Genomic DNA, 23750 nt, shown 5'->3' with positions numbered 1-23750 from the left:
TAGGTTTTCTATTGTCTCCAGAACTCCCTGTTTGCCTAGACCAAAGCAGGGAGCAAATACCACCTGTCAGAAAACAAGATGTTTGCTATGGCTATGACTGAGAATCACTTTAATCCTGAAAGTGTCTAGGATCTTGTATGCCTGGTTAGTTAAACACTTTATTTCTCATCAAAATGTCAGTATCAAAAATCACGTATTTTCCATTCACCACGTACGCCGCAAAGTTGCCCTACGATTTTCTCGCAGTGGCATTAGCCGTTTTACATTGAGTTTACCTGGGTTGATTTAACCTGTGACTCAACAGCTAACAACCACCTAATTTAAGGAAACACCATGCGTACAGCGACTACTAAACCAAACAAAAGTACACTGACAACACTGATCTGTGCGGCACTATTTGGCCTGGCATCACACACAATGGCGGCGCCTGACTCCACAGTCACCAATACCACAGCACCAAATGCGGCACACACGGCCTCAGACACGCTCGATGCACACATAGAGCAATTACTCGCTGAGCACCACTTACCGGGATTGGTGTTGATGGTGAAACACCAAAACAAACTGGTACATTACAATGCGTACGGCAAAGTAAATGTCAAACAATCCAAGCCAATGACAAAAGATGCGCTGTTCCGTATTTTTTCAATGAGTAAACCCATCACGTCAGTGGCTTTGTTACAGCTGGTCGACAGCGGCCAAATCGCTTTAACAGATGATATTCGCAAATTTTTACCTGATCTGGATGTGCTCGAAGTCGATGGACAACCACATACGGTCACCATCCATCACTTACTCTCACATACCGCCGGATTTGGTTATGGCGGCGGGCTAAAAAACTGGATTGATATTCGCTATTTGCTGGCTAATCCACTGAGCCGTGGCAATACCCTGGACGAGATGATTGACGACTTGTCTGGCATAGACCTTAAATTTACGCCGGGGGAACGCTTTGAGTATTCGATTGCCAGTGACATTCAGGGTGCCATTATCGAAAAAGTATCGGGCCTGCCTTTAGATATCTATCTGACGCGCCACCTTTTTGAACCGTTAAACATGCAAGACACCCATTTCGCAGTACCAAAGGGCAGCGAACACCGACTGGTTGATATGTATGAGTATGACGCGACCACCTTTGAAGAAGCCTATGTGTTCAACAAAGACAAAATTCTCTTTCGCGAAGAAGGCGCAGATAGTGACTATTTAAACAAACCGGTTTTACTCTCGGGTGGTGGCGGGCTTATCTCAACTGCGCAAGATTACAGTAACTTCGTTTCCATGCTTTCGAATCAGGGGAAATTTAATGGCCAGACCCTGTTATCCGAGCACTTGGTTAACACTATGCTCAGTACTAAAACGCAGGGGCTGGACACGCACTTTATGCCAAGGGTATACAAAGGCGTAGGTTTTGGTTACGGTGTAGGAATTAAGGAAACAGCCGGTGACCTTCGCCAGGAAGGGACCTTCTTTTGGGGCGGTATGGGCGGTACCATATTTTGGAGCGACCCAAAATCTCAGCTTGAAGTGGTCGCGATGATGCAGGTAGAAGACGGCTGGGTGGCACTCGAAAAGTGGTTAATCCCCCACATTTATACCCTGATTGACGCACCTCAAATGCGTGCTCAAAACGCTAAAACCGAGTTATAAAGTGAATTAAACATGGCACACATTCTGATAGTTGAAGATGATATGGATATTGCACAAGGCATTGCTGAGTTTTTGGAGCCCAAAGGCCATGAACTCGACTTTGCCTACACCGGCAAACAAGCCCTCGTCCTATTGGAGCAAAACCGCTATCAACTCGTTTTGTTAGATATCAACTTACCGTTTGTGAATGGTTACGATGTCTGCCGTCAGTTGTCAGACAACGCGTTGGGTCAGCATTTGGCCAAAATCCCTGTGATCATGATGTCTTCTCGTAGTCACGAGCAAGACATCCTGCAAGGCTTTGCCAGTGGTGCCTGGGATTACCTGAAAAAACCCTTCTCATTTGCGGAGTTGACTGCCCGGATCGATGTTGGGTTAATGAAATCAATGCCACCAACCACGCTAACCGATGTCATTACCTTTGAAGACGTGACGCTCGACCCGGAGACGTTACAGCTCACCTATCAGAACAAAAGCCTGCAGCTGCATAATATCGGTTATGAGATATTAAAGTTACTCCTTGTTCATGCACCAAATGTGGTAAAAACACCGACGCTTCATGCCCAGTTATGGCCCCATGAAACACCAGACAGCGACCCGCTCAGGGCACATATATACAAACTGAGAAAACAACTCAAAGCTCACTTTGATCAAGACTTTATCGAGACAATCAAAGGAGTAGGTTACAAATTTACCCTGGCCAGTAACCATGTTGCTTAAACCTTCAAGTCAGCCCACTTTACTCTCACGTGTCAGGCAACACAGCTTATGGCTTGCATTTACGCTGTTTTTGCTCTTTTCAGGTATGACCCTGTTTATTGTCTTTGCTCTGGAAGATGCCGTTTTTAAAGATCAACTTAAGCAGACCTATCACATGCTCCAGCAAGGTGGATCATTACCCGCTAACATGACCTTAGTCACACAGACCGAGACCTTTACTCTGTCTGACAGCGAGCAGCTTAAATACTTTGAGTTTGACGCGCACTTTGGAGAATTTAACCGGGGTGATGAGCATTTTCATTTTATGAAAACCGATCTTGGCGTCCTGCTTCTCAATAGCTCAGAGTTGGGGATCATATCCCGCGCCATCGATGATATTTTGGTAATAATGTTATTGATGTTGCTGCCCACATTACTGCTGACCTACTGGTTTTCTAATAAGCTCTCTGAAAAAGCACTTCGGCCATTTAGCAAAATCCACCATGCCATTGCTGCAGAGCACTTGCACATCAATGAGGTCAAAGCCGTACTGAGCGACATAGAAGAACAAGATATTCAAGTCATTGCAAAAAAATTAGTGGATGCACTGGAACAAAAAACACAGCTGTTGCAGCAGCAAATTGCATTTAACCAGGGTATGGCCCATGAGATAAGAACGCCCTTGCAAGTGATGTCACACTCGATGGAGCTGATCGGCGCCTCGGCACCCGAGCTAGCCTCACTAAAGTCATATCACCGTCTCGACAAGGCCATTGCAAGAATGCACCGGATCAGCAGTGCATTACTGTGGCTTACATCGGATGCCAGAGAGCAACATACCACTCAGGTCCGCCATGTACTCGACACCGTATTATCGGAATCTCAGGCACTGGTAGCCCTTCACCAAATTGATGTGCGGATCAATGAGCCGGATCCGCCCAAGACACTCTCACTGCCCATTCCCGAGGTCGTTTTAGAACTGGTTATATTGAATCTATTAACCAATGTGATCCATCATTGCCAAACATCAGAGGCCGATAAATATTGGCAGATTAGCATCAGCCAATCCCAGATCCGCTTCTGCAACCCTACTGTGCAAGCGCCGAATGAAACATCGGCTCATGACAACTTTGGTCTGGGACTGCAGTTAGTGGCAGCGTTGATGGATAAATTTAATGTGGGCTTTGAAGCCCAACAAAACAACCAGGTCTTTAGCGTTTCACTGAGCGTTAAGAAGCCATTGCCGTAGAGCACAGGCAAGTAAAACGTCCCCTTGCATAATTTGGGTATCTTATTTCCAAAAAAGTAATTTAGATCAAACACCTGCCTTTAGTAATTCTGTCCCTGACATGATACTGTCATATATAATCTACACCCAGTAAAAAAATAGTCGACATTAAATCGATAACAATGACCCATTTATAGCTTCAAAGGAGTGCTTTAATAAATGCAAAAGAAACTATTGGCCCTTGGCTGTGGTATACCTCTGCTGTATGCCTCAGCAGCATTAGCCAGCGACAGTGAAGTACCTCACTACTTCAACCAGGCTGACTTTGTTCCTCTGACCCCCACACAACTCGCATCCAATGAGTTTTTGACTGCCGATGCTGTACCACAGAGTGTATCGAGCACAAGCCTGAGCCGGGCAAGCTCGAGCAAAGATGGCAGCTCGGCACGCAAACGTGCCTTGATATACCTCAATGGTATGTTTACGGATGAAGAGGCACTGGGTAAAAACAAACCAGCGGTACGTAGCGCGTTTAGTCGGCACGTCCATGCCATTGATCATGTGTACAACATGAATGAAGATAAGCTTGAGCAATTCATGGAAGTATTGGCACAGAAAGAGCGGGATGAAAACCGCAACTCGTCAGCTGACTACTGGCGTGAGGCCGCCTACTTATCGTTAGGTGGTTCGAACGTAGAGAACATTCAGCTGCTTGCCAGCATCATTGATTTCCACAATCAGCCGACAGACAAAGATCTGGAAGCCATGATTAGTAAATCCCTTTCCTATATAAACGCTAACTATAATGTGGTTTTGCTGGCTCACTCTCAGGGCAACTTTTACGCCAATGAAGTCTATGACGCGATAGCGGCCCGATATGGGGATACCTTTCTAAATCATCTGGAAATTGTATCGGTCGCAACACCCGCGGTCACCACCAAAGGGGGTGGACCTCACACAACCAACACGCGGGATCTGGTTATGAATGCAATTCGCGCAATAAAACCGGCCCATAAAGAGCCCAGGGCAGCCAATGTCAGCATTCCCATTTATCAAGATGTTACTGGACATGGTCTGGCCGAGACTTATATCAGACGCGATGCCTTTACCCGGGGCCATTACACTTCAAAACAAAAGATCATCAATGACGTGGTCAAAGCGTTTGAAGAAATGGAAAAGCGGCCAGACAATGAGGACGATGGAGGCTCGGAGCCTGAACTGACGTGTTTACACAATGGAAAGAACTACACCGTCACATTTCAAAGCGTGGAAAAGCACACTCCCTCTCACTCAAAAAATGGCTACTTTTCTGGCTTTGAACGTACCTTCTGGCCACCCGTTGGTACCAAGTTCAATCTAAGCTTTGCCGTCTGGGGCGCCAACCCTTCTTCTTTAGGGAACAATGTTGAATTTAATTGGAAGTTTGGCAAAGACTCACGCGTTCGCACCAAAACATTAATGAATAACATGACTTCATCCAGCAATCCAATTTATTACAACAGAAATAATAATGGCAGCTTTACGTTTGGTATCAGGCACACAGCGACAACTCAAGCAGCTTATAGTGTTAACTGGAGTGCAACACTTAAGTGTTTGTATTAAGGAATAATTATGAAGAACTTATTGATACTTATATTATTTGGTGCACTGTCCAGCCCAAGCTTTGCGGTTGACGTTTCAAAAATCGAAGAGGGCCCTGTGGGTGGGTTAGTACCGATTTCACTTGGTGGCATCACTATTCCGCTCGTTCTTGTATACGAGCATAACTTACCCCCCGCTCCGCAAGATGATGGCAGCCTGGGGAGCACCGACTCAGACGACGATGGGATCCGCGATGACATCGAACACTATATTGCCAGGCAATATCCCTTAGACCAGGAAAAACGTGGGTATCTATATCACGTGGCTGCCTATACACGGAAAATAGTCACAGCGCCAAGCTCACCGGCAATGGACAGCATACGAGAAGGCTTGATGTTGCCACACCAGGTCATTTACTCGTATGTTGAGAGCCAAAAAGCCAGTAACTGTTTAGATACTGAAGGCCGTACTCTAATCAACCGTGTTGCTGCCATGAATATGGATTCTCGCGAACGTCTCACAGCCTATCTTAAGAACGTAAATAAATTCAGAAAAGTGATCAAAAGCGCAGATGACAGCACCACGTGTGTACTCAAAAACAATGAAGCACTCAAACCTGATCACACTGGTTTCCATGCGCTCTCAATCATCGACAGACATGGCTATGTCACGGATGGCTACGGTACCACTGCCGTAAATAAAACAGGTAAGTTCGGGCTAGGTATCAATGCACCTAAGCGGTTCTCGGTTTCCAATAAAGGTGGCAGCGATGGAGCGCTACGATTAAAGGTCTGGCAAGGTGGTAGAGAGATTAAGGATCAGGTTATCCAGAAGGGCCAAAATTACTCTTTTACTCTGATCCACGATATGGATTACGTCAGTAAAGAGGGGTATTTAGAGTATGAAATACATAAGGTAAGCGGGGAAACCGTTTTGTTTTCTTTAAGAATAGAGCCCAGCATCTAGGTTACTACCCTCATCAATATCCAGTTATTGTTAAATAGCTGGATATTTCACCACAGGCTGGCTAAAAAGCGGGCCTGCCTGAGCTTATTGTTCAAGGCTCAGATACTTTAAAAATCGGCAGTGCCGCCCTTCGCATGCATCGACAATCCTCTCCTTGCAGTGCGTACTGAGCCCTTGCGGTAATGCAATACCACTGTCTCCCATTGTGTAGGCATTAAACACGCCATTTTCCCCTTGATAGGCAATAGGAAAATTCAAGGCAATGGCACTTCCACCCAGATACCGCTCACCCCAGCTAGGTACAGATATAACCATGTCACCATTCATGCTGTAGTTTCCTGACATCTGAACCACCTTTTGCCGCAGTGACTCCCCATTTTCTCCGGCAAAAGATGATGGCATATAATAATTGACCACATAAAAATCGTAACCTGCTGCAATCAGTGAATTGTGACTATCAATGAATGATGATCGGTAAATGGGCTCATCTGCGACTGAAATATGGTACTCAAGCGCAGGAAAACAGCCCTTTAGCTCGATATCATGATTCCAAAAGTAGCTGCATCCCATCAGAGAGGTACTCATCACAACCAGACAAAGCGATTTTAATGGTACTTGTAATATCGACATTGTTGTTATCCCTCACCTAGTTCTCGCTCCTATTTTTTAAATTATACCAGCAAATTAATCAAACACTTATAGAGGTTCTTCAATCAGAGAAGCAAAATAACAGGCATACTGTAATGACCAGATATATGGGAAGGAGAAGCCGCATTCAGGTGAAGCGTTTCATAATCATAAATCAAAGTGAAGAAAAAGCAGACATAATGCCTTACACATGCATTATGCCTGTTAATAAATTAGGACTCGTCTGATGACTGCTCGTTATCTTGCAGGTCTGTGGCATCCTGACCATTGAATTCAATTTCAAACCCGTCAACCCGTTGCAGGCCTCTGGGCAGCTTGTTACCGCGACGACCTCGTTCACCATAGTAGTGCTCCAAATCGCCAGGTTTGAGCGTGAGTTTACGCTTACCAGCATGTAAGGTCACGGCACAGCCATCGGGTATTGCTGCAAGCACTTTAACAAACTCCTCACGGGCCTGTACTTTGGCACTCGGGATCGAGATGATCTTATTGCCTTTACCTTTGGCCAGCTTAGGCAAGTCACGCAATGGGAAGATCAACATCCGGCCTTCGTTAGAAATCGCCATACAACGATCGGTGGCCACATCGCCAACGGTGATAGGGGCCATCAGCTCAGCCCCTTTCGGGATACTAACCAGGGCCTTACCGTTTTTGTTTTTACTGACCAGGTCATTAAACTCGGCAATAAAGCCATAACCCCCATCAGTGGCCATCAGGTAGAGCGACTGCTCTTCGCCCATCACCACATGTTCAAAATTAGTCCCCGCTGCCAGGTTAAAGCGACCAGTCATCGGCTCCCCCTGGCTACGGGCGGATGGCAGACTATGCGCATCGGTGGCAAATGCCCGGCCGGAGCTGTCGAGGAACACCGCAGGCTGATTACTGCGGCCTTTGGCCGACGCTTTATAGCTGTCCCCGGCGCGGTAATTGAGCCCTTCGGCATCAATATCATGACCTTTAGCAACCCGGGCCCAGCCTTTTTCAGACAGCACCACAGTGACCGATTCTGACGGGATCAAGTCTTTTTCGCTCAGGGCTTTAGCTTCAAGGCGCTCAACAACCGGTGAACGACGCTCATCACCGTACAGCTCAGCGGCTTCGCGAATTTCTTTTTTCAGCAGCGTCGACATTCTGCGCTCTGAGCCCAGAGTCTGCTCCAGCTTGTCGCGCTCGGCGCTCAGCTCATCCTGCTCACCGCGGATCTTCATTTCTTCAAGCTTCGCCAAGTGGCGCAGCTTTAAATCTAAAATGGCTTCAGCTTGTTTATCTGACAGCCCAAAGCGACTCATTAACTCTTCTTTTGGCTTGTCTTCGGTACGAATAATCTCAATCACTTCGTCGATATTCAAAAAGGCAATCATTAAACCTTCAAGAATATGCAATCGCGCCAGCACCTTATCGAGGCGATACTGCAAGCGACGGCGCACCGTATCACGACGGAACACCAACCACTCAGCCAGGATAGTACGCAAATCTTTAACCTGCGGGCGACCATCCAGGCCAATCATATTGAGGTTAACCCGGTAGTTCTTCTCCAGATCTGTGGTGGCAAACAGATGTGCCATTAACGGCTCAACTTTGACGCGATTTGAGCGCGGTACCACCACAATGCGGGTGGGGTTTTCATGATCTGATTCATCGCGCAAATCGGCTACCATGGGCAGCTTCTTGGCAGTCATCTGTGCAGCAATCTGCTCCAGCACTTTGCCACCAGACACCTGATGAGGCAGCGCAGTGATCACCACTTCGCCCTGATCTTCTTCATACACCGCACGCATCTTGATGGAACCACGTCCGGTGGTGTAAATTTTCTGGATCTCTGCTTTTGGCGTGATGATCTCAGCTTCAGTCGGATAATCCGGTGCCTGAACCATCTCCAGTACTTCTTCCAGGGTGGTTTTTGGCTTATCCAGCAAGGTACAGCAGGCTTCGGCCAGCTCGCGCACATTGTGTGGTGGAATATCTGTGGCCATGCCCACGGCAATCCCGGTAACACCATTAAGCAAAATGTGCGGCAATCGAGCCGGCAGCACCATAGGCTCGTTCATGGTGCCGTCAAAGTTCGGGATCCAGTCAACAGTGCCCTGACCCAGCTCTTTCAAAAGCACTTCTGAGAACTTCGACAAACGTGCTTCAGTGTAACGCATTGCCGCAAACGATTTAGGGTCGTCAGCGGCACCCCAGTTACCCTGACCGTCGATCAACGGGTAACGATAAGAGAACGGCTGCGCCATCAACACCATGGCTTCGTAACAGGCGCTGTCACCGTGTGGGTGGTATTTACCCAACACATCACCCACAGTACGGGCAGACTTTTTATACTTAGCCGCGGCCGACAGGCCCAGCTCACTCATGGCATACACAATACGCCTTTGTACTGGCTTCAGACCGTCGCCAATATGCGGCAAGGCCCGGTCCATGATCACATACATGGAGTAATTGAGATAGGCGTCTTCTGTGAAGCGGCCCATCGCCAGTTGTTCAATCCCCTGCAAGGACAGGGTTTGCGGATCTGTCATGATACACCTTATTGTTTGTTGTACCGCACACGAGTTATCGCGTTGGCGTAATCATCCGAATTCAATTCTTGGCAGCAAGCTTAGACTTCTGCTTTATCACCATGTTGTTCCAGCCAGCTCTTTCTGTCGCCGGCACGCTTCTTCGCCAGTAGCATGTCCATCACTTCGAGCGTCTCTTCGGGCTCATCCAGGGTCAGTTGCACCAGACGGCGGGTATTTGGATCCATGGTGGTTTCGCGCAGCTGCATAGGGTTCATTTCACCCAATCCTTTAAAGCGTTGTACATTGACTTTACCGCGCTTTTTCTCTGCTTCAATGCGATCTAATATGCCGCGCTTTTCATCTTCGTCCAGCGCATAGAACACCTCTTTACCGACATCGATACGGAACAGCGGTGGCATGGCCACATACACATGACCACGACGTACCAGCTCCGGAAAGTGTTTAACGAACAAGGCACACAGCAAAGTGGCAATATGGAGTCCGTCGGAGTCGGCATCGGCCAGAATACAGACTTTGCCATAGCGCAGCGCTGACAGGTCTTCAGAGTCCGGGTCAATACCCAGTGCCACTGAGATGTCGTGAACTTCCTGCGAGGCCAAGATCTGCCCGGAGTCGACTTCCCAGGTATTCAGGATTTTACCCCGCAACGGCATAATGGCCTGAAACTCACGATCGCGCGCCTGTTTGGCTGAACCGCCTGCCGAGTCCCCTTCCACCAGAAACAGCTCCGAGCGCTCGGTTTCTGAACCAGAACAGTCGGTCAGTTTACCGGGTAATGCCGGGCCACTGGTGACCTTTTTGCGCACCACTTTCTTGGCCGCTCGCATACGCTTCTGCGCATTACTGATACACAACTCAGCCAGGGCTTCAGCGGTGTCTGTGTGCTCATTTAGCCACAGACTGAAGGCATCTTTTACAATACCCGAGACAAACGTAGCGCAAGAACGCGATGATAGTTTTTCTTTGGTTTGACCGGCAAATTGCGGATCCTGCATTTTCACCGACAGCACATAGCTACACTTGTCCCAGACATCGTCTGGGGTCAGTTTCACACCGCGCGGTAACAGGTTACGAAATTCGCAAAACTCACGCATGGCTTCCAGCAGGCCCTGGCGCAGGCCGTTGACATGTGTCCCGCCTTGCGCAGTTGGGATCAGATTCACATAGCTTTCGGTAATGGACTCGCCGCCCTCAGGCAACCAGTGTAATGCCCAGTCGACCCCTTCGGTTGAGCCACTAAAACTGCCCACAAACGGGCTTTGTGGCAAGGTCTCATACCCTTTTGCGCTGTCTTTTAAGTAATCTTCCAGACCCGACTCATAGCACCACTCCTGCGTTTCTTTGGTTTGTTTATTGATAAAACGAATACGCAGGCCAGGACACAATACCGCTTTGGCTTTAAGCAAGTAATTGAGCTTACTGAGTGAGAAGTTAGCAGAATCAAAATAGCTGGCATCAGGCCAAAACTGGACTGAGGTGCCAGTATTGCGTTTACCAACCGTGCCTGTGACTTCTAAGTCTTCGACTTTGTCGCCGTGCTCAAAGGCCATCTGATACACCTGAGCATCGCGCTTAACCGTGATCTCAACCCGGGTCGATAAGGCATTCACTACCGAGATACCTACCCCGTGCAGACCACCGGAAAATTGATAGTTTTTATTGGAGAATTTACCACCAGCGTGCAGTTTGGTCAGGATCAGTTCGACACCCGGGATCCCTTCTTCAGGGTGAATATCCACGGGCATGCCGCGTCCATCGTCGATCACCTGCAGCGAGTTATCTTCATGCAGGATCACATCGATCTTGCTGGCATGACCGGCCAGGGCTTCATCGACACTGTTATCTATCACTTCCTGGCCAAGGTGGTTTGGTCGTGTGGTGTCGGTATACATGCCAGGTCGGCGTTTCACCGGCTCCAGGCCATTCAACACCTCAATGGCTTCGGCATTATAATTCTGCTGACTCATAATTGGATCTGATTTTCTTCGCTTGTGTTGGTGATGTTAAGAAACCTGACTAGGGTCTCAAAGTAACGCTCAAAACCCATAAAACTATGGTCCCCGCCAAATTCAATGTGGCCAGGGCTGGCGCTGAAGTAGTTCACTGCCTGTTGATAGGGTAACACTTCATCGCCGCTTTGTTGTAGCAATAAAATATTTTCTGGTGAGTGCAGTGACTCAACGTAGAGCTGACGCAAGGTTTCAACATGCTGGTGCGTCAGCGTGTAATGCTGTTGCTGGTAAGGATTATACTGAGGACCGAGATAATCATGCAACAATTCAAATGGCCTCACTGCCGGGTTCACGACCACAGCGCGCAAACCATGCTGCTGCGCCAGGTAAGTTGCATAATAGCCGCCCAGGGAGCTACCGATCAGCGCAGTGTCTGGGTCTATTAGCTGTTCCAGCTGCACAATGGCAATCGCCGGATCGTAGTGCAAACGCGGCGTCAGATAGCAACACGTAAACGCCTGCTGCGCAAGCCACTGGCCTAACTGTTGCGCTTTGAAGGACTGATCTGAGCTATTAAAGCCATGAATATAAATTAATTTGCGAGCCATTTAACCTCAGTATGCACCCCCTGTGCTGTCCAGTGAATGAGGCGGTAGGCTGGGCCTGTATTATGCTGCTGCCAGTCACGCGTATACTTGGCGAACTGGATGGAAGTCGCCGGCGTGGCATAGACAGGTAAAGCGCGAAACGACTGGGTATACGCATTATGTACATGGCCATGAATGAGCGCCTCAACACGTTGGCTGTTGACCAGCATATTAAGCAGCTGAGGGCCGTTTTCCAGCATATGCTTGTCAAGATAACCGTCTATCGGCAGTGGATGATGATGGCAAAAGGCCAGAACAGAGTGAGCACCTTCACTTAATTGCTGCTGCAACTCCCTCAGGTGTGCTGCCTCACACCAGCCTGCGGGCGTCGGTCCCTTACTGTTGAGCAACACGATATCCCCCTGTTCACACTGCAAATACTTGGCAGCACTGATCTGCCCTTCACTGATCTGTGCCAGCAAAGTCAAGTCGTCATGATTGCCCGGCACCCAAAACAACGGACACTCAAGCGCCGATTGCGCCACCAGCTCAGCAAACAATGCATACGAGGCCACACTGTGGTCCTGAGTTAAGTCACCCCCAAATACCACCCCATCCAGTTGCTCCTCTGCCAGGGCATTGAGCACCTTCCTAAAATGCGCCGCTGTATTGACCTCAAAATAGCATCCCTCTCGGCTGCCAAACAGGTGGCTGTCTGTGATGTGTGCCAGACGTAACTCTGCCCCATAAAACTGGTGACGTTGTTCAAACCAGGCCATTGTTAACATCCCAGTTGAGCGGTATCCGGCCACTTTCGAGACACGCCATCAGCCAGTCTGCCAAAAATGCATTGAGCTGGTATTTTTCATCTTTGTGATGCATATCCGGATTAGGATAGCGATACGATGGCTTAATGCGCTGATGAAAATCATGGTGGATCACCTCAGCCACTTTTGCATCGTGGTAAAGGCGCACAGACAACACAAAATCATCCAGGTGGGCACTGATCTGTTGTTTCTGAACCACCGCAATATCCGTGGTATAACGGGCAATACCATCAATGCGGATGTGATAACTTGCTGCCCCAAGATGTAACTCCCGACTATTTCCGACGGTTTCTTCAGGCAGCAGTTTCAGTGCCCGCAAATAATTGCGTTCACACAAGGTAATGTATTTAGGTAAAGACTGGATGTATTCTTTTTGCATAACCGTTGATCAAACGACCTCACTTTATACCGGCTGAGATTGCCACTGCGCCAACATCTTGGGTTTATGTAACGCCAACCATTGTAGACTAATCACAGTGGCAGCGTTATCAATTTCCTCACTTTCCAGTCGCGCCATGGCATCGCTAAAGGGTATCACATGCACTTTGATGTCTTCCCCTTCTTCCGGTAAACCATAAATGCCCCCCGCCTGACTCAGATCAGCCTTAGCCAGATACAAATACAAACGCTCCGTCGTGCCGCCCGGACTGGACAAGTAAGACGTCATGTAATGCAGCTCATCTAGCTTAAGCCCCGCTTCTTCCATGGCTTCTTTGCGCACCACCCCTTCATAATCCAGACTGCCCTCAGCCATGCCCGCAATACACTCCAATAACCATGGAGAATCTTTGGTTGAAAGTGCCCCGATGCGGATCTGCTCAATCAGTAAGACCTGATCGGTCACGGGGTCGTAAGGCAACACAGCCACAGCGTGACCACGTTCTAAAATTTCGCGATAAATGGTCTGCGACTGGCCGCCGGCAAATAACGCATGCTTAAATGCATACAAGTCAATTTTAAAGAATTTGTCATAACACCGCTTAGGCTCATCTAATTCGACGTCCTGATGATTAAATTGTGCAATTGGTTTCATGTTTCATCTCATTTTTTTCTTGATCGGGGTTTAATTTTTAACCCTGAACCCCCATCATAGATGTTCTCGAATTTTATCTTATTTTACTGCTCGTTACCTGTCAGAAGTCTCAGGTGGCACAGTATTATATTCTGTTACACTTGTTCTGACCGATTTACTATTTTCCTTATATGGGAATTGACTAAAACAAGGTAACATGCCGACAACTAAAAATTGTCTAAGGACTGAGCAAACAATGAAAAAAAGCATTCTATCTCTGTTTATCGGTGTTGCCTGCGCCCTGTCCAGCACAGCTTCACAGGCAGAAGACCTGTTGCAAGTGTACGAAATTGCCACCGCTAACGATCCAACGGTATTAAAGGCCAAAGCCCAGGCTGATGCACAAAAATATGCCCAGGATTCGGCATTAGGCGATCTGCTGCCTTCATTGGGTTTTTCAATGAGCTACACCGATAATGATGGTGAGTCTACATTACCCGGTCAAAACGATGCTTCAACCTACACCGTAGTGGATACTTGGAGTGATTCGATCACGCGTAGTGTCACACTGAACCAGACTATTTTTAGCATGGCCACCTGGCAGAATTTGACCATTGCCGAGAAACAGGCGATGCAGGCACTGACCAGCTACGAGCAGCAACAACAAGACCTGATTGTGCGTGTTGCACAAGGCTACTTTGATGTATTGAGCGCACTGGACAATCTGGAATTTGTACAGGCTGAAAAACGTGCCATCGAGCGTCAGCTGGAGCAAACCAAGCAACGCTATGAGGTGGGTCTGACTGCCATCACGGACGTACACGAAGCACAAGCTCAGTTCGACCAGTCTGTGGCTAACGAAATCGTTGCTCAGAACAACGTTGAAACGGCTCGCGAAACCCTGCGTACCATCACAGGTAAGTACCATGCAAAGCTGGATAAGCTCAATACGGACAGCTTCTCTACCGTGAAGCCAAACAGACAGTCCAACGACTTCATTACCTTAGCGAAAGAACAAAACCTGTCACTACAGGTCGCTAAATCGGCACTGGACATTGCACAGGATCAAATCGATCTTGCGCAGGCAGGCCACTATCCAACGCTGAGTTTACAAGCGTCGTATTCTGATTCTTTGGGTAACACTGAAGGCGCGGAGCTGTCACCTCGTACAGATGGCACCAGCATCGGCCTGACTTTCAATGTGCCTATCTATTCAGGTGGCAAAACAGTCGCCGCAACCGATCAGGCACGCGCCCTGTACGTTGCAGCCAGTGAAGATCTGGAAGCCTCTATGCGCAACGTTACCCGCTCGGTGATCACCTCGTATAACCAGGTGATGTCTGACGTTGCAACCTATCGCGCACTGGAGCAAGCGGTTGTCTCAGCAGAAAGTGCATTGCAGGCGACCGAGGCAGGCTTTGAAGTGGGTACTCGTACCATTGTTGACGTACTGATAAGCACCCAAAACCTTTACAGCGCTAAGCGTAACCTGGCTAACCTGCGTTATCAGTATGTGTTATCAACACTGAAGCTGAAACAAGCAGCAGGTACACTGAGCCGCAGCGACTTAGAGGCCATCAACAAAGGCCTTGTCGCAGGTTAATCCTTATTCGCTCGAGCAAAAAACCGGTGTAAACCGGTTTTTTCTGCCTGCGATTTACCCAGTCTCTGCTCTGTCAGATAAGTGGCACTAGGTCGGTGCTCATCATCACTCTCTTGAGCTGCTCAGCCGATATCGCTAAACTAACCCTTTGAAGTTTGAAAGAGAGTGCACTTTTGGTTAACAACCCCACCTTTAAGCTGGCATTTTTAGCCCCAAAATTCTGGCCAACCTGGCTGAGTGTGTTTTTTATGTATGCTCTGACCTGGCTGCCGCAAGGTATTCAACTGTGGCTGGGGAAAATGCTCGGTCGCCTGGTGCACCGCCTGTTAAAAAAGCGTCGTCGTATTGCGGATGTCAATTTGCGTTTGTGCTTTCCCACTATGGACGCGCAACAACGTGCCGATATGGTCCTGAAAAATATGGAAAACACAGGTATCGCGACCTTCGAAACCTCAATGGCCTGGTGGTGGCCCCAATGGCGGCTCAATCGGGTCGTCGGCTCCATAAAAGGCATAAAGTACGTTGAACAGGCGCAGGCCAATGGCAAAGGTGTCCTGTTGCTAGTCCCACATATGCTGCATCTGGAAATGCTGGGCAGAGTGCTGGGTATTGCTCAGCCGGGGATCGGTTTTTACCGCCCACACAATAACCCATTGATGGAGTACTTTATGACTAAGGGCCGCTTGCGTTCTAATGAGTTCCTGATTGGCAAGCGCGATGTCAAAGGTTTATTGCAGGCACTGAAAAACAAAAAAATGTGCTATTACCTGCCGGATCAAGACTATGGACGCAATCGCTGCGAATTTGCGCCTTTCTTTGCCGTGTCCGACGCTGCCTCTACAACAGGAACACTGCTCTTTGCAGGAAGCAAAAATTGTGAGACATTAAGTCTACATGGCGTTCGCGATGAGCAGGGTAAATACCACATAAAGATCCAACCTGCGCTGGCTGACTTCCCAAGTGACGACCCGCTGAGCGACGTCACACGGGTTAATCAGCGTATGGAGCAGGCCATTAATGAGGCCCCGGAACAATACATGTGGCTGCACAGACGCTTTAAAACGCGTCCGGATGAAAACGCGCCGTCGTATTATGAGTAACCATTAGCATAAAGTGTGTCGTGACAGTATGGCTAAGAAACGTTCAAAACGCTTATCAAACCTGTGGTTCTGGACCAAACACCTGTCGTTGGGTGTGTTGTTGGTGTGGGCCGCCTATTACTTTTTGTATGGCAATGTCCCGTCAATGGAATTTCGTGACACCACCAACGCCGCCGCACGCGGATTTACCCAGTTTTACGAAGGGTTTAAACGCAATTTTAATGAGCGCAATACGGAGCGTGAAAAATACGTCCTGGACTTGGGTAAACCGACCTACCCACTGGATGATGCCATTGCGCAGCGTGGCCTGGTAGTCAAACCTGCTCCACAGCGTTGGACCGGAGAGATCCAGCCGCGTCGCTTTGACAGTGGCGACACCCTGCGTGGCGTGCTGACCAACTATGCCAAACAAGAAGACATCGAGCTGTTCTGGTATCTGGACAAAGATTATGTGGTAAAACATAACTTTCGCGTCGATACCAACTTTGTTTCGACCCTGTATCAGGTCGGCACCGCCATCAATGATGACTTTGAGTTTGAAGTATTCACTTTCTTTTGTCACCGCCAGCGCGCCGCCATCATCACCCAAAAGCCCTCTCGCTTTGTGCGTGAAAACTGCCGCCGGTTAACTAAATAAGCTTTCAGGCCGGAGAAAGGCCTCCTTCTCCGGCTACCATTAACCCAACAGACGCTGCCAGGCGACCTTCACTGCATCCACCCACTCAGCCACCTCATGCATGGCCACACCGCGCCCACCTGCGTTAAGACTATGCAGGTGATAACGATCCCGAAACTCACAATATGCCTCAGTCAGGGCCGACTGAGTGGCATTATCAATTACTCCGGCGTGATGGGCCATTTCAAAGATCCGAATATTATCGGGGAATCGTGCCAGCTCCGGATGGGTATGCGCGTAGTTGAGCACTAGGTATTGTGCAATAAACTCGATATCCGTCATCCCGCCAACCCCCTGCTTTAAATCAAACTCCACCTCAGTGCTCTTGTCCAGATGACCGCGCATCTTCTCACGCATCTCAACAATGTCTTTGCTCAGCGAGCCGTTATCGCGGTGCTGACACAGTATCTCATGGCGGATCTCGTTAAAGCGCGCGACCAGTTCAGGTTCACCCAGCACCATACGCGTGCGCACCAGCGCCTGATGCTCCCAAGTCCAGGCCTGCTCCTGCTGATATTGATAAAAACTCTCGACGTTTATCGCCAGCAGGCCCGAGTTCCCCTCCGGTCTCAAGCGGGTGTCCAGTTCATACAAAATGCCGGAATTAGTACGGGTATTGAACAGGTGCATTAAGCGCTGCGCCAGTTTCAAATAAAACTGACGTGATGAAATAGATTTGTCCCCAGTGGTAACACTGTTGCCATCGCGATTATGCACGAACACCAGATCAAGATCTGAGTTGTATCCCAGCTCCAGCCCACCCGCTTTGCCATAGGCCACCACAGCAAAGCCTTTGTGCTCCGCATCTGCTCCTTCAGGTGTGCCATAACGGCTCACCATTTGTTGCCAGGCGATGTCCACCGCTTTGGCGATGATGGCTTCGGACAGTGCCGTCAGATGATCGCTGACTTTCATGATATCCAGCACTCCAGTGGCATCTGCTGCGGCAATCCGTAATGCCTGAGTCTGCTTAAACTGACGCAGCGCTTCCATCTGTAATTCGAGATCTTCACTGTCGATGCGTAAAAAGTACTGCTGAACTTCGCTGTAATAGGCACTCAGCGGCAGCGGCCGGTAAAGTACCGCCGGATCGATCAACTCATCGAGCAAGATAGGATAGCGTGCTACCTGCTCAGCTATCCAGACACTGTGCGCACACAGCTTAATCAGCTGCTGCAATGCCCCTCGGTTTTCAAATAGTAACTCCAGGTAAGCTGTGCGCGAGGCGATTTTCAGGATCACCTGTAACACCCTGTCGAGAATTTCAGCCACCGGTGCTCGGTTTATTTCACTGAGCAAAGCCGGCATCAGCTTATCCAGCACATCCCTACCGCGCGTGCCCATTTGCGTTTTACTCAATCCGAGGTGAAATTGCTCCAGGGACTGTTGCCAGGCTGCACTGACAGCCTCTGGTAACGGAGATTCCAGATAGCTGATATCGCGCTGCTCCCAGGCAGAGATGTATTCCGGCGCCAGCGCCTCGCCAAGTTCTGGTTCTTCTCCTATAACCTGAGTAAACTCAGCCCGAACCGCAACCTGCGCCTGCTCCAGCATAGAGAGTACTTCGCTATATGACGTGCACTCTAACAGTACCGCCAGACGCTGCTGACCCAGTTCATCGTCCGGCAACGTCTGTGTCTGGCAATCATCGAACGCCTGTAAATATTGTTCTGTACGACGCAGTAACAGATATTGCTGAGACAAGACTTTCCCGACTTCCGCTGGGATCAAGGACAAGTGCTGAAGCTGTGCTAACGCCGACAGCAATGACGGGGTTTGTAATTCCGGTTCGCGACCGCCGCGGATCATTTGCAATGCCTGAACAATAAACTCCACTTCACGGATCCCGCCAGCGCCGAGCTTAATGTTATTCGTCAGCCCTTTGCGCCGTACCTCCTGGGCAATCATGTGCTTCATTTTGCGCAAAGATTCAATCACCGAAAAGTCAATATAGCGACGAAACACAAAGGGACGGATCAGGGTTTTAAATTCATCCCAGTAACGGTTTTCTTCACCAAGCAGGCGCGCCTTTAGCATCGCATAGCGCTCCCACTCCCTACCCTGATCCTGATAATAATCTTCCATAGCTGCAAAACTCATGACCAAAGGGCCACTGTCTCCAAAAGGCCGCAAGCGCATATCAACGCGAAACACCTGACCATCGGCGGTACAGTGATCAAGCGCGGCAATGAGCTTTTGCGCCACTTTGGTGTAGAACACTTGCGCTTCGATACTACGGCGTCCACCTTCAGTCGGTTTGGCAAACGGATAGGTAAATATCAAGTCGATATCCGAGGAAAAGTTCAGTTCACCACCGCCCAATTTGCCCATCCCCAGCACCAGCATTGGTACAGGCGTTTGATGCTCATCGCACACCTGACCATTGCTTTTGGCGACACAAGCATGTGCCCATCGGTTTGCCCAGTCGATCAGCGTTTCACTGAGTCTTGACTGATAAGCAATACTGTCGGCGATTGAATTCCCCTCCACCAGATCAAGCCACATCAACTTGAGCCAGTAGCGCTGACGGTATTCACGCAGTTGTCTGAAGCAGCTGGCTTCATCCAGTTCCGCGAGAGGTTCCGTGAGCGGGACGGGACACGCTCTTTGTTGCATTTGTTCGTGATCCAGCAACCAGTCAATCCAATCTGGATGACGCTGCAATATGCGATACGCAAAATCACTCAATCCAAGTAGCCTGAGCACGGCCGGGTTGCTTGTATGTTGAGCAAACAGTGCCTGACAGCGTTCCTCTGCCAGCTCCCCAAGAGCCCGGGGTAAGCCACCGAAATCCATAGAAAAATCTCCAGTGCAATTGCAAAAAGCGGTGTTATAGTAAACTTAATTGCCATCACCATACACTTAGCATGAGTTATTTGTCTTTAGCCAATATCAACTTTTTCGCCATCTTAGTCAGTTTTATCGTTATTTGCCTGTTCACCATTGCGCTGCGTTTGTACGTGCAGTTCAGCGCCAGACAAATGCTGGAAGATGAACTGGCCAAGCGAGACAACTTTGCATTGGGGATCAGCTATGCCACACACCTGGCCGTGCTGGTGATCTGCTGTGCTTATGTTTTCAATGACACCGGCATGATAGTGTTACAAGCCGAATCACTGCGCAGCGGCATTATTCTGCTGCTGATCCTGGTGTTTATTTATTTTGGCCAACATATTCATCGCAAGTGGATCCTCCATCGCTTCAACGAGGAACAGGCAATCTTAAAACAGAATGTCTGTGCTGCGGTGGTCGACTCCGGCATGCTGGTCGGCAACACCATTTTGGTGCTCGGGCTATATCATTGGATCCACCCTCAGGGCTTTGGCAACTTGCTGGTGGTCACCCTCAGCTTCTTGGTGGTGCAGTTAATGTGCGCTCTGGACAGTAAAATCCGTGAATGGCGTTTTGCACGTTACAATCAGGGTGCATCCTTACAGCAAAATTTCAACCTGGCTAACACCTCGATTGGGATCCGCTACGCAGGTAAGAGCATTGGCCTGGCATTGGCCATTTATGCCGGTCTGCACAGTGCCCCTTATCATGGTGCCAAAGTGGTAGAAAACCTCTTTGTGATTGTCATGCACTGTGGCGTAATGTGGCTATTGCTATACGGTATCAGCCATTTATTATTGCAGCTGGCGTTGCCCGGAGTGGACATTGGGCTGGAAGTCGACCATCAGGATAATATCGGTATTGCTTGTCTGGAGTTTGCTGTTTTCTGCGCAATAGGCTATTTACTTATTAACATGTTCTCAATGTAACCAGGCTTGTTAGTGCATTTAAACCTAGAAAACTTCTTGCTGGTCGACAGCAACTGGGAATTCAGCAGAGAGTTTGCAGCACACCTCAAGGCGCGGCACCCTGATGCGCCTAGTGAGCTGCTGATTGCCGGTGACAACACCAAGCAAATGCTGAAAATGATGTTTCAGGAGCAAGTCAAAGACTATTGCTACTGTGACTTTGCGAATGAAATCAGCGTGTCTGAACTGGCGTCTTATCTGCATGAGCATCACAAAGTGAAAGGCGTGTTAATTTACGCACTCGACTATCATCTGGCGGACGAGACTCAGCGCTTTATCTTTAACTCACTCCACCGCCAGCGCATCACGGTCGAGCAAAGCGTCCGGGGATACGTCTATCACCCACTTCGCGACCCCTTTAACAACAACCACCTGACCTGCCACTCAACAGTCTCTGCAACGACTCAGGATTCCGTCCTCGACTTCGCCCAACATCACACGGACAAAGCCGAATAGGTGCTGGACTCACTGTACATAACCCCTTACCATTACGGCTATTTAACAGCGGAATAGTCTACCATGCGCATACCTCATATTTACCAGCCTTCCGACCTTGTTATTGGCGAAGCGATTGACCTTGGCGATGATGCCGCCGGGCATGTCGCCCGTGTACTGCGTATGGGTGAAGGTGACAAACTCAGCCTGTTCAATGGTCAGGGCGGTGAGTATCTGGCGACCATCAGCGAAGTCAGTAAAAAGAAAGTTCGGGTCATGCCTGAGCAATTCCTTGATAAGCAAGTTGAGTCACCCTTGTCTATTCACCTCGGTCAGGGCATTTCTCGTGGTGACAAAATGGACTTTACCATTCAGAAGTCAGTGGAACTGGGGATCACTGAGATCACCCCCTTATTCACCACCCGCTGTGGTGTTAAACTCAGTGGTGAGCGACTGGCCAAAAAACACCAGCAATGGCAGAAAATCGCCATTGCTGCCGCAGAACAGTCTGGCCGAAACACCATTACCACCATACACCCGCCAGTTTCAATTGATGACTGGCTGGCACAGACAAGTGACGCTTTAAAGCTGACACTGCACCCCAGAGCTGAACACTCGATAAAAACCCTGCCAGCCCCTGAGCATGGCATTCGTTTCCTGGTTGGCCCCGAAGGCGGCTTTACCGACGAAGAAATGACCGCCACGGCCCAGCAAGGTTTCATCGATATCCGCCTCGGCCCACGCGTTCTGCGGACAGAAACCGCAGCGCTGACCGTACTCAGCGCATTACAGCTTGAGTTCGGCGATCTGGCCCTTTAAAAAATTAGTTTCGCCCTTATATCCTAATCAGACACTTAGCAGTTGAATTGATTAACTTTACATAAGGTAACCCCAATGGCAGCGAAACTCGGGATCATCTCAGATCCAATCAGTGGCTTTAATATCAAAAAAGATACTGGCTTCGCCATGATGCTGGCAGCGCAGGCACGTGGTTATGAGCTTTACTACATGGAAATGCAGGATCTGTATTTGTATCAGGGTGAAGCCCGGGCAACCGCAGCTAAGGCCACCGTGTTTGACGATGAACAACACTGGTATGAATTGGCAGACAAAGATGATATCGCACTGAGCGATCTGGACGTGATTTTAATGCGCAAAGATCCTCCGTTCGATACCGAATATATTTACGCGACATACATACTGGAGCGTGCTGAGCAAGCCGGTACATTGGTGATCAACAAACCGCAAAGCCTGCGCGACGCCAATGAAAAGCTATTTACCGCCTGGTTCAGCGAGCATACTCCAGATACCTTAGTAACGCGCTCTGCGTCTCAGATCCGTGAATTTTTGACTAAACACGGAGATATCATTCTTAAGCCGCTGGATGGCATGGGTGGTGCCTCTATTTTCCGGGTACGTCAGGATGATCCGAACATAGGCGTGATCTGTGAAACCCTCACCGAACATGGTAGCCGCTTTGCGATGGCGCAAAATTACGTACCAGCAATTAAAGACGGCGACAAACGCGTCCTGGTGGTCGACGGTGAAGTCATGCCCTACTGTCTAGCCCGCATCCCACAAGGTGGCGAAACGCGCGGTAACCTGGCCGCAGGCGGTCGTGGTGAAGCACGTCCTATCAGTGATAGCGACCGAAAAATTGCGGAAGCGGTTGCCCCTGTCCTGAAAGAAAAAGGGCTGATTTTTGTCGGTCTGGACATCATCGGCGACAAGCTCACCGAGATTAATGTCACTGCGCCAACCTGTGTGAAAGAAATTGAGGCGGCGTATGATATTTCGATTATGGATAAGTTTTTTGATGCCATTGCAGCAAAACTCGACCATACTAAAGGATAATTAAAAGGGGGTCTCGCTATGCAATCACTCGCAAATCATTTTTTGGTCGCTATGCCAAATTTGCAAGATCCCTTCTTTAAGCACACAGTCACCTATATTTGTGAGCACAACGAAGAAGGCGCAATGGGCCTGGTCGTCAATCACCCCATTAACGTGACTGTCGGTGAACTGCTTGATCAGATAGAAATTGATAACGATAAATCCAGTAACGCGGCAAGCCAGTCAGTGTTTGCCGGTGGACCAGTACATACTGACCGTGGCTTTGTGTTACACACGCCCAAGCCCGGTTATGCGTCCAGCCGTGAACTTAGCTCAGACATGATGATCACCACTTCTAAAGATGTACTGGCGTCACTGACCTCACATAACTGTCCGGATGCCTTTATCATTACTCTGGGCTATTCAGGGTGGGAACAGGGACAGCTGGAAAAAGAAATCCTGGAAAACTCCTGGCTGATCATTGAAGCGGATCCGGCCATTATTTTTAATACGCCCCCAGAAAAACGCTGGGAAAAAGCAGTCGAAATGCTCGGTATCGATGCCGGGCAACTGAGCACCGAGGCGGGACACGCCTGAGCCAGACCACCCCAGTTAACAGCCTGTCGCCGTTACA

Annotated in this window: 21 protein-coding genes; 13 read left to right on the top strand and 8 right to left on the bottom strand. The window is 49.1% G+C overall.

Features of this window, described 5'->3' with window-relative positions:
• Positions 1-333: 333 nt before the first annotated feature.
• The 5 genes from AT705_RS15540 (at position 334) to AT705_RS15520 (ending at position 6121) form a co-directional block, all read left to right on the top strand.
• Positions 334-1647, top strand: a complete 1314-nt coding sequence (locus AT705_RS15540) for a serine hydrolase domain-containing protein (RefSeq protein WP_058797273.1) — start codon at positions 334-336, stop codon at positions 1645-1647.
• A 12-nt stretch (positions 1648-1659) separates the two neighbouring features.
• Positions 1660-2367 carry a response regulator transcription factor gene (locus AT705_RS15535; protein WP_058797272.1) on the top strand — a complete coding sequence of 236 codons (708 nt, stop codon included), beginning with the start codon at positions 1660-1662 and terminating at the stop codon, positions 2365-2367.
• The gene (locus AT705_RS15530; RefSeq protein WP_058797271.1) at positions 2357-3595 is read left to right on the top strand and encodes a sensor histidine kinase; all 1239 of its coding nucleotides are present in this window, start codon (positions 2357-2359) and stop codon (positions 3593-3595) included. The genes AT705_RS15535 and AT705_RS15530 overlap by 11 nt, the downstream gene beginning before the upstream one ends.
• 198 nt (positions 3596-3793) lie before the next feature.
• Positions 3794-5176: a hypothetical protein gene (locus AT705_RS15525; protein ID WP_058797270.1), complete on the top strand. Its 1383-nt coding sequence runs from the start codon at positions 3794-3796 to the stop codon at positions 5174-5176.
• A 9-nt stretch (positions 5177-5185) separates the two neighbouring features.
• Positions 5186-6121, top strand: a complete 936-nt coding sequence (locus tag AT705_RS15520; RefSeq protein WP_058797269.1) for a hypothetical protein — start codon at positions 5186-5188, stop codon at positions 6119-6121.
• Between the two features lie 84 nt (positions 6122-6205).
• Here AT705_RS15520 and AT705_RS15515 read toward each other — a convergent pair whose 3' ends face one another.
• The 7 genes from AT705_RS15515 to AT705_RS15485 form a co-directional block, all read right to left on the bottom strand.
• Positions 6206-6751: a hypothetical protein gene (locus AT705_RS15515; protein WP_058797268.1), complete on the bottom strand. Its 546-nt coding sequence runs from the start codon at positions 6749-6751 to the stop codon at positions 6206-6208.
• Positions 6752-6981: 230 nt separating this feature from the next.
• Positions 6982-9288, bottom strand: coding sequence for a DNA topoisomerase IV subunit A (gene parC, locus AT705_RS15510; protein WP_058797267.1), 2307 nt, complete (start codon positions 9286-9288; stop codon positions 6982-6984).
• Positions 9289-9368: 80 nt separating this feature from the next.
• Positions 9369-11258 carry a DNA topoisomerase IV subunit B gene (gene parE / locus AT705_RS15505; RefSeq protein WP_010383065.1) on the bottom strand — a complete coding sequence of 630 codons (1890 nt, stop codon included), beginning with the start codon at positions 11256-11258 and terminating at the stop codon, positions 9369-9371.
• Positions 11255-11851 carry a YqiA/YcfP family alpha/beta fold hydrolase gene (locus AT705_RS15500; RefSeq protein WP_058797266.1) on the bottom strand — a complete coding sequence of 199 codons (597 nt, stop codon included), beginning with the start codon at positions 11849-11851 and terminating at the stop codon, positions 11255-11257. Before AT705_RS15500 ends, parE begins: the two co-directional genes overlap by 4 nt.
• Entirely contained in the window at positions 11836-12609 is a 774-nt protein-coding gene (locus tag AT705_RS15495; RefSeq protein WP_058797265.1) for a metallophosphoesterase, read from the bottom strand. Before AT705_RS15495 ends, AT705_RS15500 begins: the two co-directional genes overlap by 16 nt.
• Complete coding sequence (locus AT705_RS15490; RefSeq protein WP_010383068.1) at positions 12596-13036, bottom strand: DUF1249 domain-containing protein; 441 nt, start codon at positions 13034-13036, stop codon at positions 12596-12598. Before AT705_RS15490 ends, AT705_RS15495 begins: the two co-directional genes overlap by 14 nt.
• A 24-nt stretch (positions 13037-13060) precedes the next feature.
• Positions 13061-13690 (bottom strand): NUDIX domain-containing protein, encoded by a 630-nt coding sequence (locus AT705_RS15485; RefSeq protein WP_058797264.1) that lies wholly within the window; start codon positions 13688-13690, stop codon positions 13061-13063.
• A 235-nt stretch (positions 13691-13925) separates the two neighbouring features.
• Between AT705_RS15485 and tolC the strand changes: the two genes are divergently transcribed.
• The 3 genes from tolC to AT705_RS15470 all read left to right on the top strand — a co-directional run bounded on the left by tolC (position 13926) and on the right by AT705_RS15470 (position 17009).
• The gene (gene tolC, locus AT705_RS15480; protein WP_058797263.1) at positions 13926-15272 is read left to right on the top strand and encodes an outer membrane channel protein TolC; all 1347 of its coding nucleotides are present in this window, start codon (positions 13926-13928) and stop codon (positions 15270-15272) included.
• Between the two features lie 173 nt (positions 15273-15445).
• Entirely contained in the window at positions 15446-16372 is a 927-nt protein-coding gene (lpxL, locus tag AT705_RS15475) for an LpxL/LpxP family Kdo(2)-lipid IV(A) lauroyl/palmitoleoyl acyltransferase (RefSeq protein WP_058797262.1), read from the top strand.
• 28 nt (positions 16373-16400) lie between these two features.
• Positions 16401-17009 carry a TcpQ domain-containing protein gene (locus tag AT705_RS15470; protein WP_058797261.1) on the top strand — a complete coding sequence of 203 codons (609 nt, stop codon included), beginning with the start codon at positions 16401-16403 and terminating at the stop codon, positions 17007-17009.
• A 39-nt stretch (positions 17010-17048) separates the two neighbouring features.
• Here AT705_RS15470 and glnE read toward each other — a convergent pair whose 3' ends face one another.
• Entirely contained in the window at positions 17049-19844 is a 2796-nt protein-coding gene (gene glnE, locus AT705_RS15465; protein WP_058797260.1) for a bifunctional [glutamate--ammonia ligase]-adenylyl-L-tyrosine phosphorylase/[glutamate--ammonia-ligase] adenylyltransferase, read from the bottom strand.
• A gap of 71 nt (positions 19845-19915) precedes the next feature.
• Between glnE and AT705_RS15460 the strand changes: the two genes are divergently transcribed.
• The 5 genes from AT705_RS15460 to AT705_RS15440 all read left to right on the top strand — a co-directional run bounded on the left by AT705_RS15460 (position 19916) and on the right by AT705_RS15440 (position 23713).
• Positions 19916-20809 carry a DUF350 domain-containing protein gene (locus AT705_RS15460; RefSeq protein WP_058797259.1) on the top strand — a complete coding sequence of 298 codons (894 nt, stop codon included), beginning with the start codon at positions 19916-19918 and terminating at the stop codon, positions 20807-20809.
• Positions 20810-20821: 12 nt separating this feature from the next.
• On the top strand, positions 20822-21304 hold the full coding sequence (locus tag AT705_RS15455; protein ID WP_058797258.1) for a hypothetical protein: 483 nt from the start codon (positions 20822-20824) through the stop codon (positions 21302-21304).
• Between the two features lie 63 nt (positions 21305-21367).
• The gene (gene rsmE, locus AT705_RS15450) at positions 21368-22102 is read left to right on the top strand and encodes a 16S rRNA (uracil(1498)-N(3))-methyltransferase (RefSeq protein ID WP_058797257.1); all 735 of its coding nucleotides are present in this window, start codon (positions 21368-21370) and stop codon (positions 22100-22102) included.
• 75 nt (positions 22103-22177) lie between these two features.
• Positions 22178-23137 (top strand): glutathione synthase, encoded by a 960-nt coding sequence (gene gshB, locus AT705_RS15445; protein ID WP_049863824.1) that lies wholly within the window; start codon positions 22178-22180, stop codon positions 23135-23137.
• Positions 23138-23155: 18 nt separating this feature from the next.
• Positions 23156-23713 carry a YqgE/AlgH family protein gene (locus AT705_RS15440; protein ID WP_010383081.1) on the top strand — a complete coding sequence of 186 codons (558 nt, stop codon included), beginning with the start codon at positions 23156-23158 and terminating at the stop codon, positions 23711-23713.
• Positions 23714-23750: the final 37 nt, after the last annotated feature.

It is taken from the genome of Pseudoalteromonas rubra (assembly GCF_001482385.1).
Classification (GTDB): Bacteria; Pseudomonadota; Gammaproteobacteria; order Enterobacterales; family Alteromonadaceae; genus Pseudoalteromonas; species Pseudoalteromonas ardens.
Note: the sequence above shows the minus strand (reverse complement) of the source record. Positions and strands in the feature narration are given on the sequence as shown.

What these genes read in the sequence shown, in the direction of transcription:
- AT705_RS15540 (WP_058797273.1), top strand. Translation starts at nt 334, where the DNA reads ATGCGTACAGCGACTACTAAACCAAACAAAAGTACACTGACAACACTG.
- AT705_RS15460 (WP_058797259.1), top strand. Translation starts at nt 19,916, where the DNA reads ATGAGTTATTTGTCTTTAGCCAATATCAACTTTTTCGCCATCTTAGTC.
- glnE (WP_058797260.1), bottom strand. Translation starts at nt 19,844, where the DNA reads ATGGATTTCGGTGGCTTACCCCGGGCTCTTGGGGAGCTGGCAGAGGAA.
- parC (WP_058797267.1), bottom strand. Translation starts at nt 9,288, where the DNA reads ATGACAGATCCGCAAACCCTGTCCTTGCAGGGGATTGAACAACTGGCG.
- AT705_RS15500 (WP_058797266.1), bottom strand. Translation starts at nt 11,851, where the DNA reads ATGGCTCGCAAATTAATTTATATTCATGGCTTTAATAGCTCAGATCAG.
- tolC (WP_058797263.1), top strand. Translation starts at nt 13,926, where the DNA reads ATGAAAAAAAGCATTCTATCTCTGTTTATCGGTGTTGCCTGCGCCCTG.
- AT705_RS15440 (WP_010383081.1), top strand. Translation starts at nt 23,156, where the DNA reads ATGCAATCACTCGCAAATCATTTTTTGGTCGCTATGCCAAATTTGCAA.
- AT705_RS15530 (WP_058797271.1), top strand. Translation starts at nt 2,357, where the DNA reads ATGTTGCTTAAACCTTCAAGTCAGCCCACTTTACTCTCACGTGTCAGG.
- AT705_RS15520 (WP_058797269.1), top strand. Translation starts at nt 5,186, where the DNA reads ATGAAGAACTTATTGATACTTATATTATTTGGTGCACTGTCCAGCCCA.
- gshB (WP_049863824.1), top strand. Translation starts at nt 22,178, where the DNA reads ATGGCAGCGAAACTCGGGATCATCTCAGATCCAATCAGTGGCTTTAAT.
- AT705_RS15490 (WP_010383068.1), bottom strand. Translation starts at nt 13,036, where the DNA reads ATGCAAAAAGAATACATCCAGTCTTTACCTAAATACATTACCTTGTGT.
- AT705_RS15485 (WP_058797264.1), bottom strand. Translation starts at nt 13,690, where the DNA reads ATGAAACCAATTGCACAATTTAATCATCAGGACGTCGAATTAGATGAG.
- parE (WP_010383065.1), bottom strand. Translation starts at nt 11,258, where the DNA reads ATGAGTCAGCAGAATTATAATGCCGAAGCCATTGAGGTGTTGAATGGC.
- AT705_RS15525 (WP_058797270.1), top strand. Translation starts at nt 3,794, where the DNA reads ATGCAAAAGAAACTATTGGCCCTTGGCTGTGGTATACCTCTGCTGTAT.
- AT705_RS15495 (WP_058797265.1), bottom strand. Translation starts at nt 12,609, where the DNA reads ATGGCCTGGTTTGAACAACGTCACCAGTTTTATGGGGCAGAGTTACGT.
- rsmE (WP_058797257.1), top strand. Translation starts at nt 21,368, where the DNA reads ATGCGCATACCTCATATTTACCAGCCTTCCGACCTTGTTATTGGCGAA.
- AT705_RS15535 (WP_058797272.1), top strand. Translation starts at nt 1,660, where the DNA reads ATGGCACACATTCTGATAGTTGAAGATGATATGGATATTGCACAAGGC.
- AT705_RS15470 (WP_058797261.1), top strand. Translation starts at nt 16,401, where the DNA reads ATGGCTAAGAAACGTTCAAAACGCTTATCAAACCTGTGGTTCTGGACC.
- AT705_RS15515 (WP_058797268.1), bottom strand. Translation starts at nt 6,751, where the DNA reads ATGTCGATATTACAAGTACCATTAAAATCGCTTTGTCTGGTTGTGATG.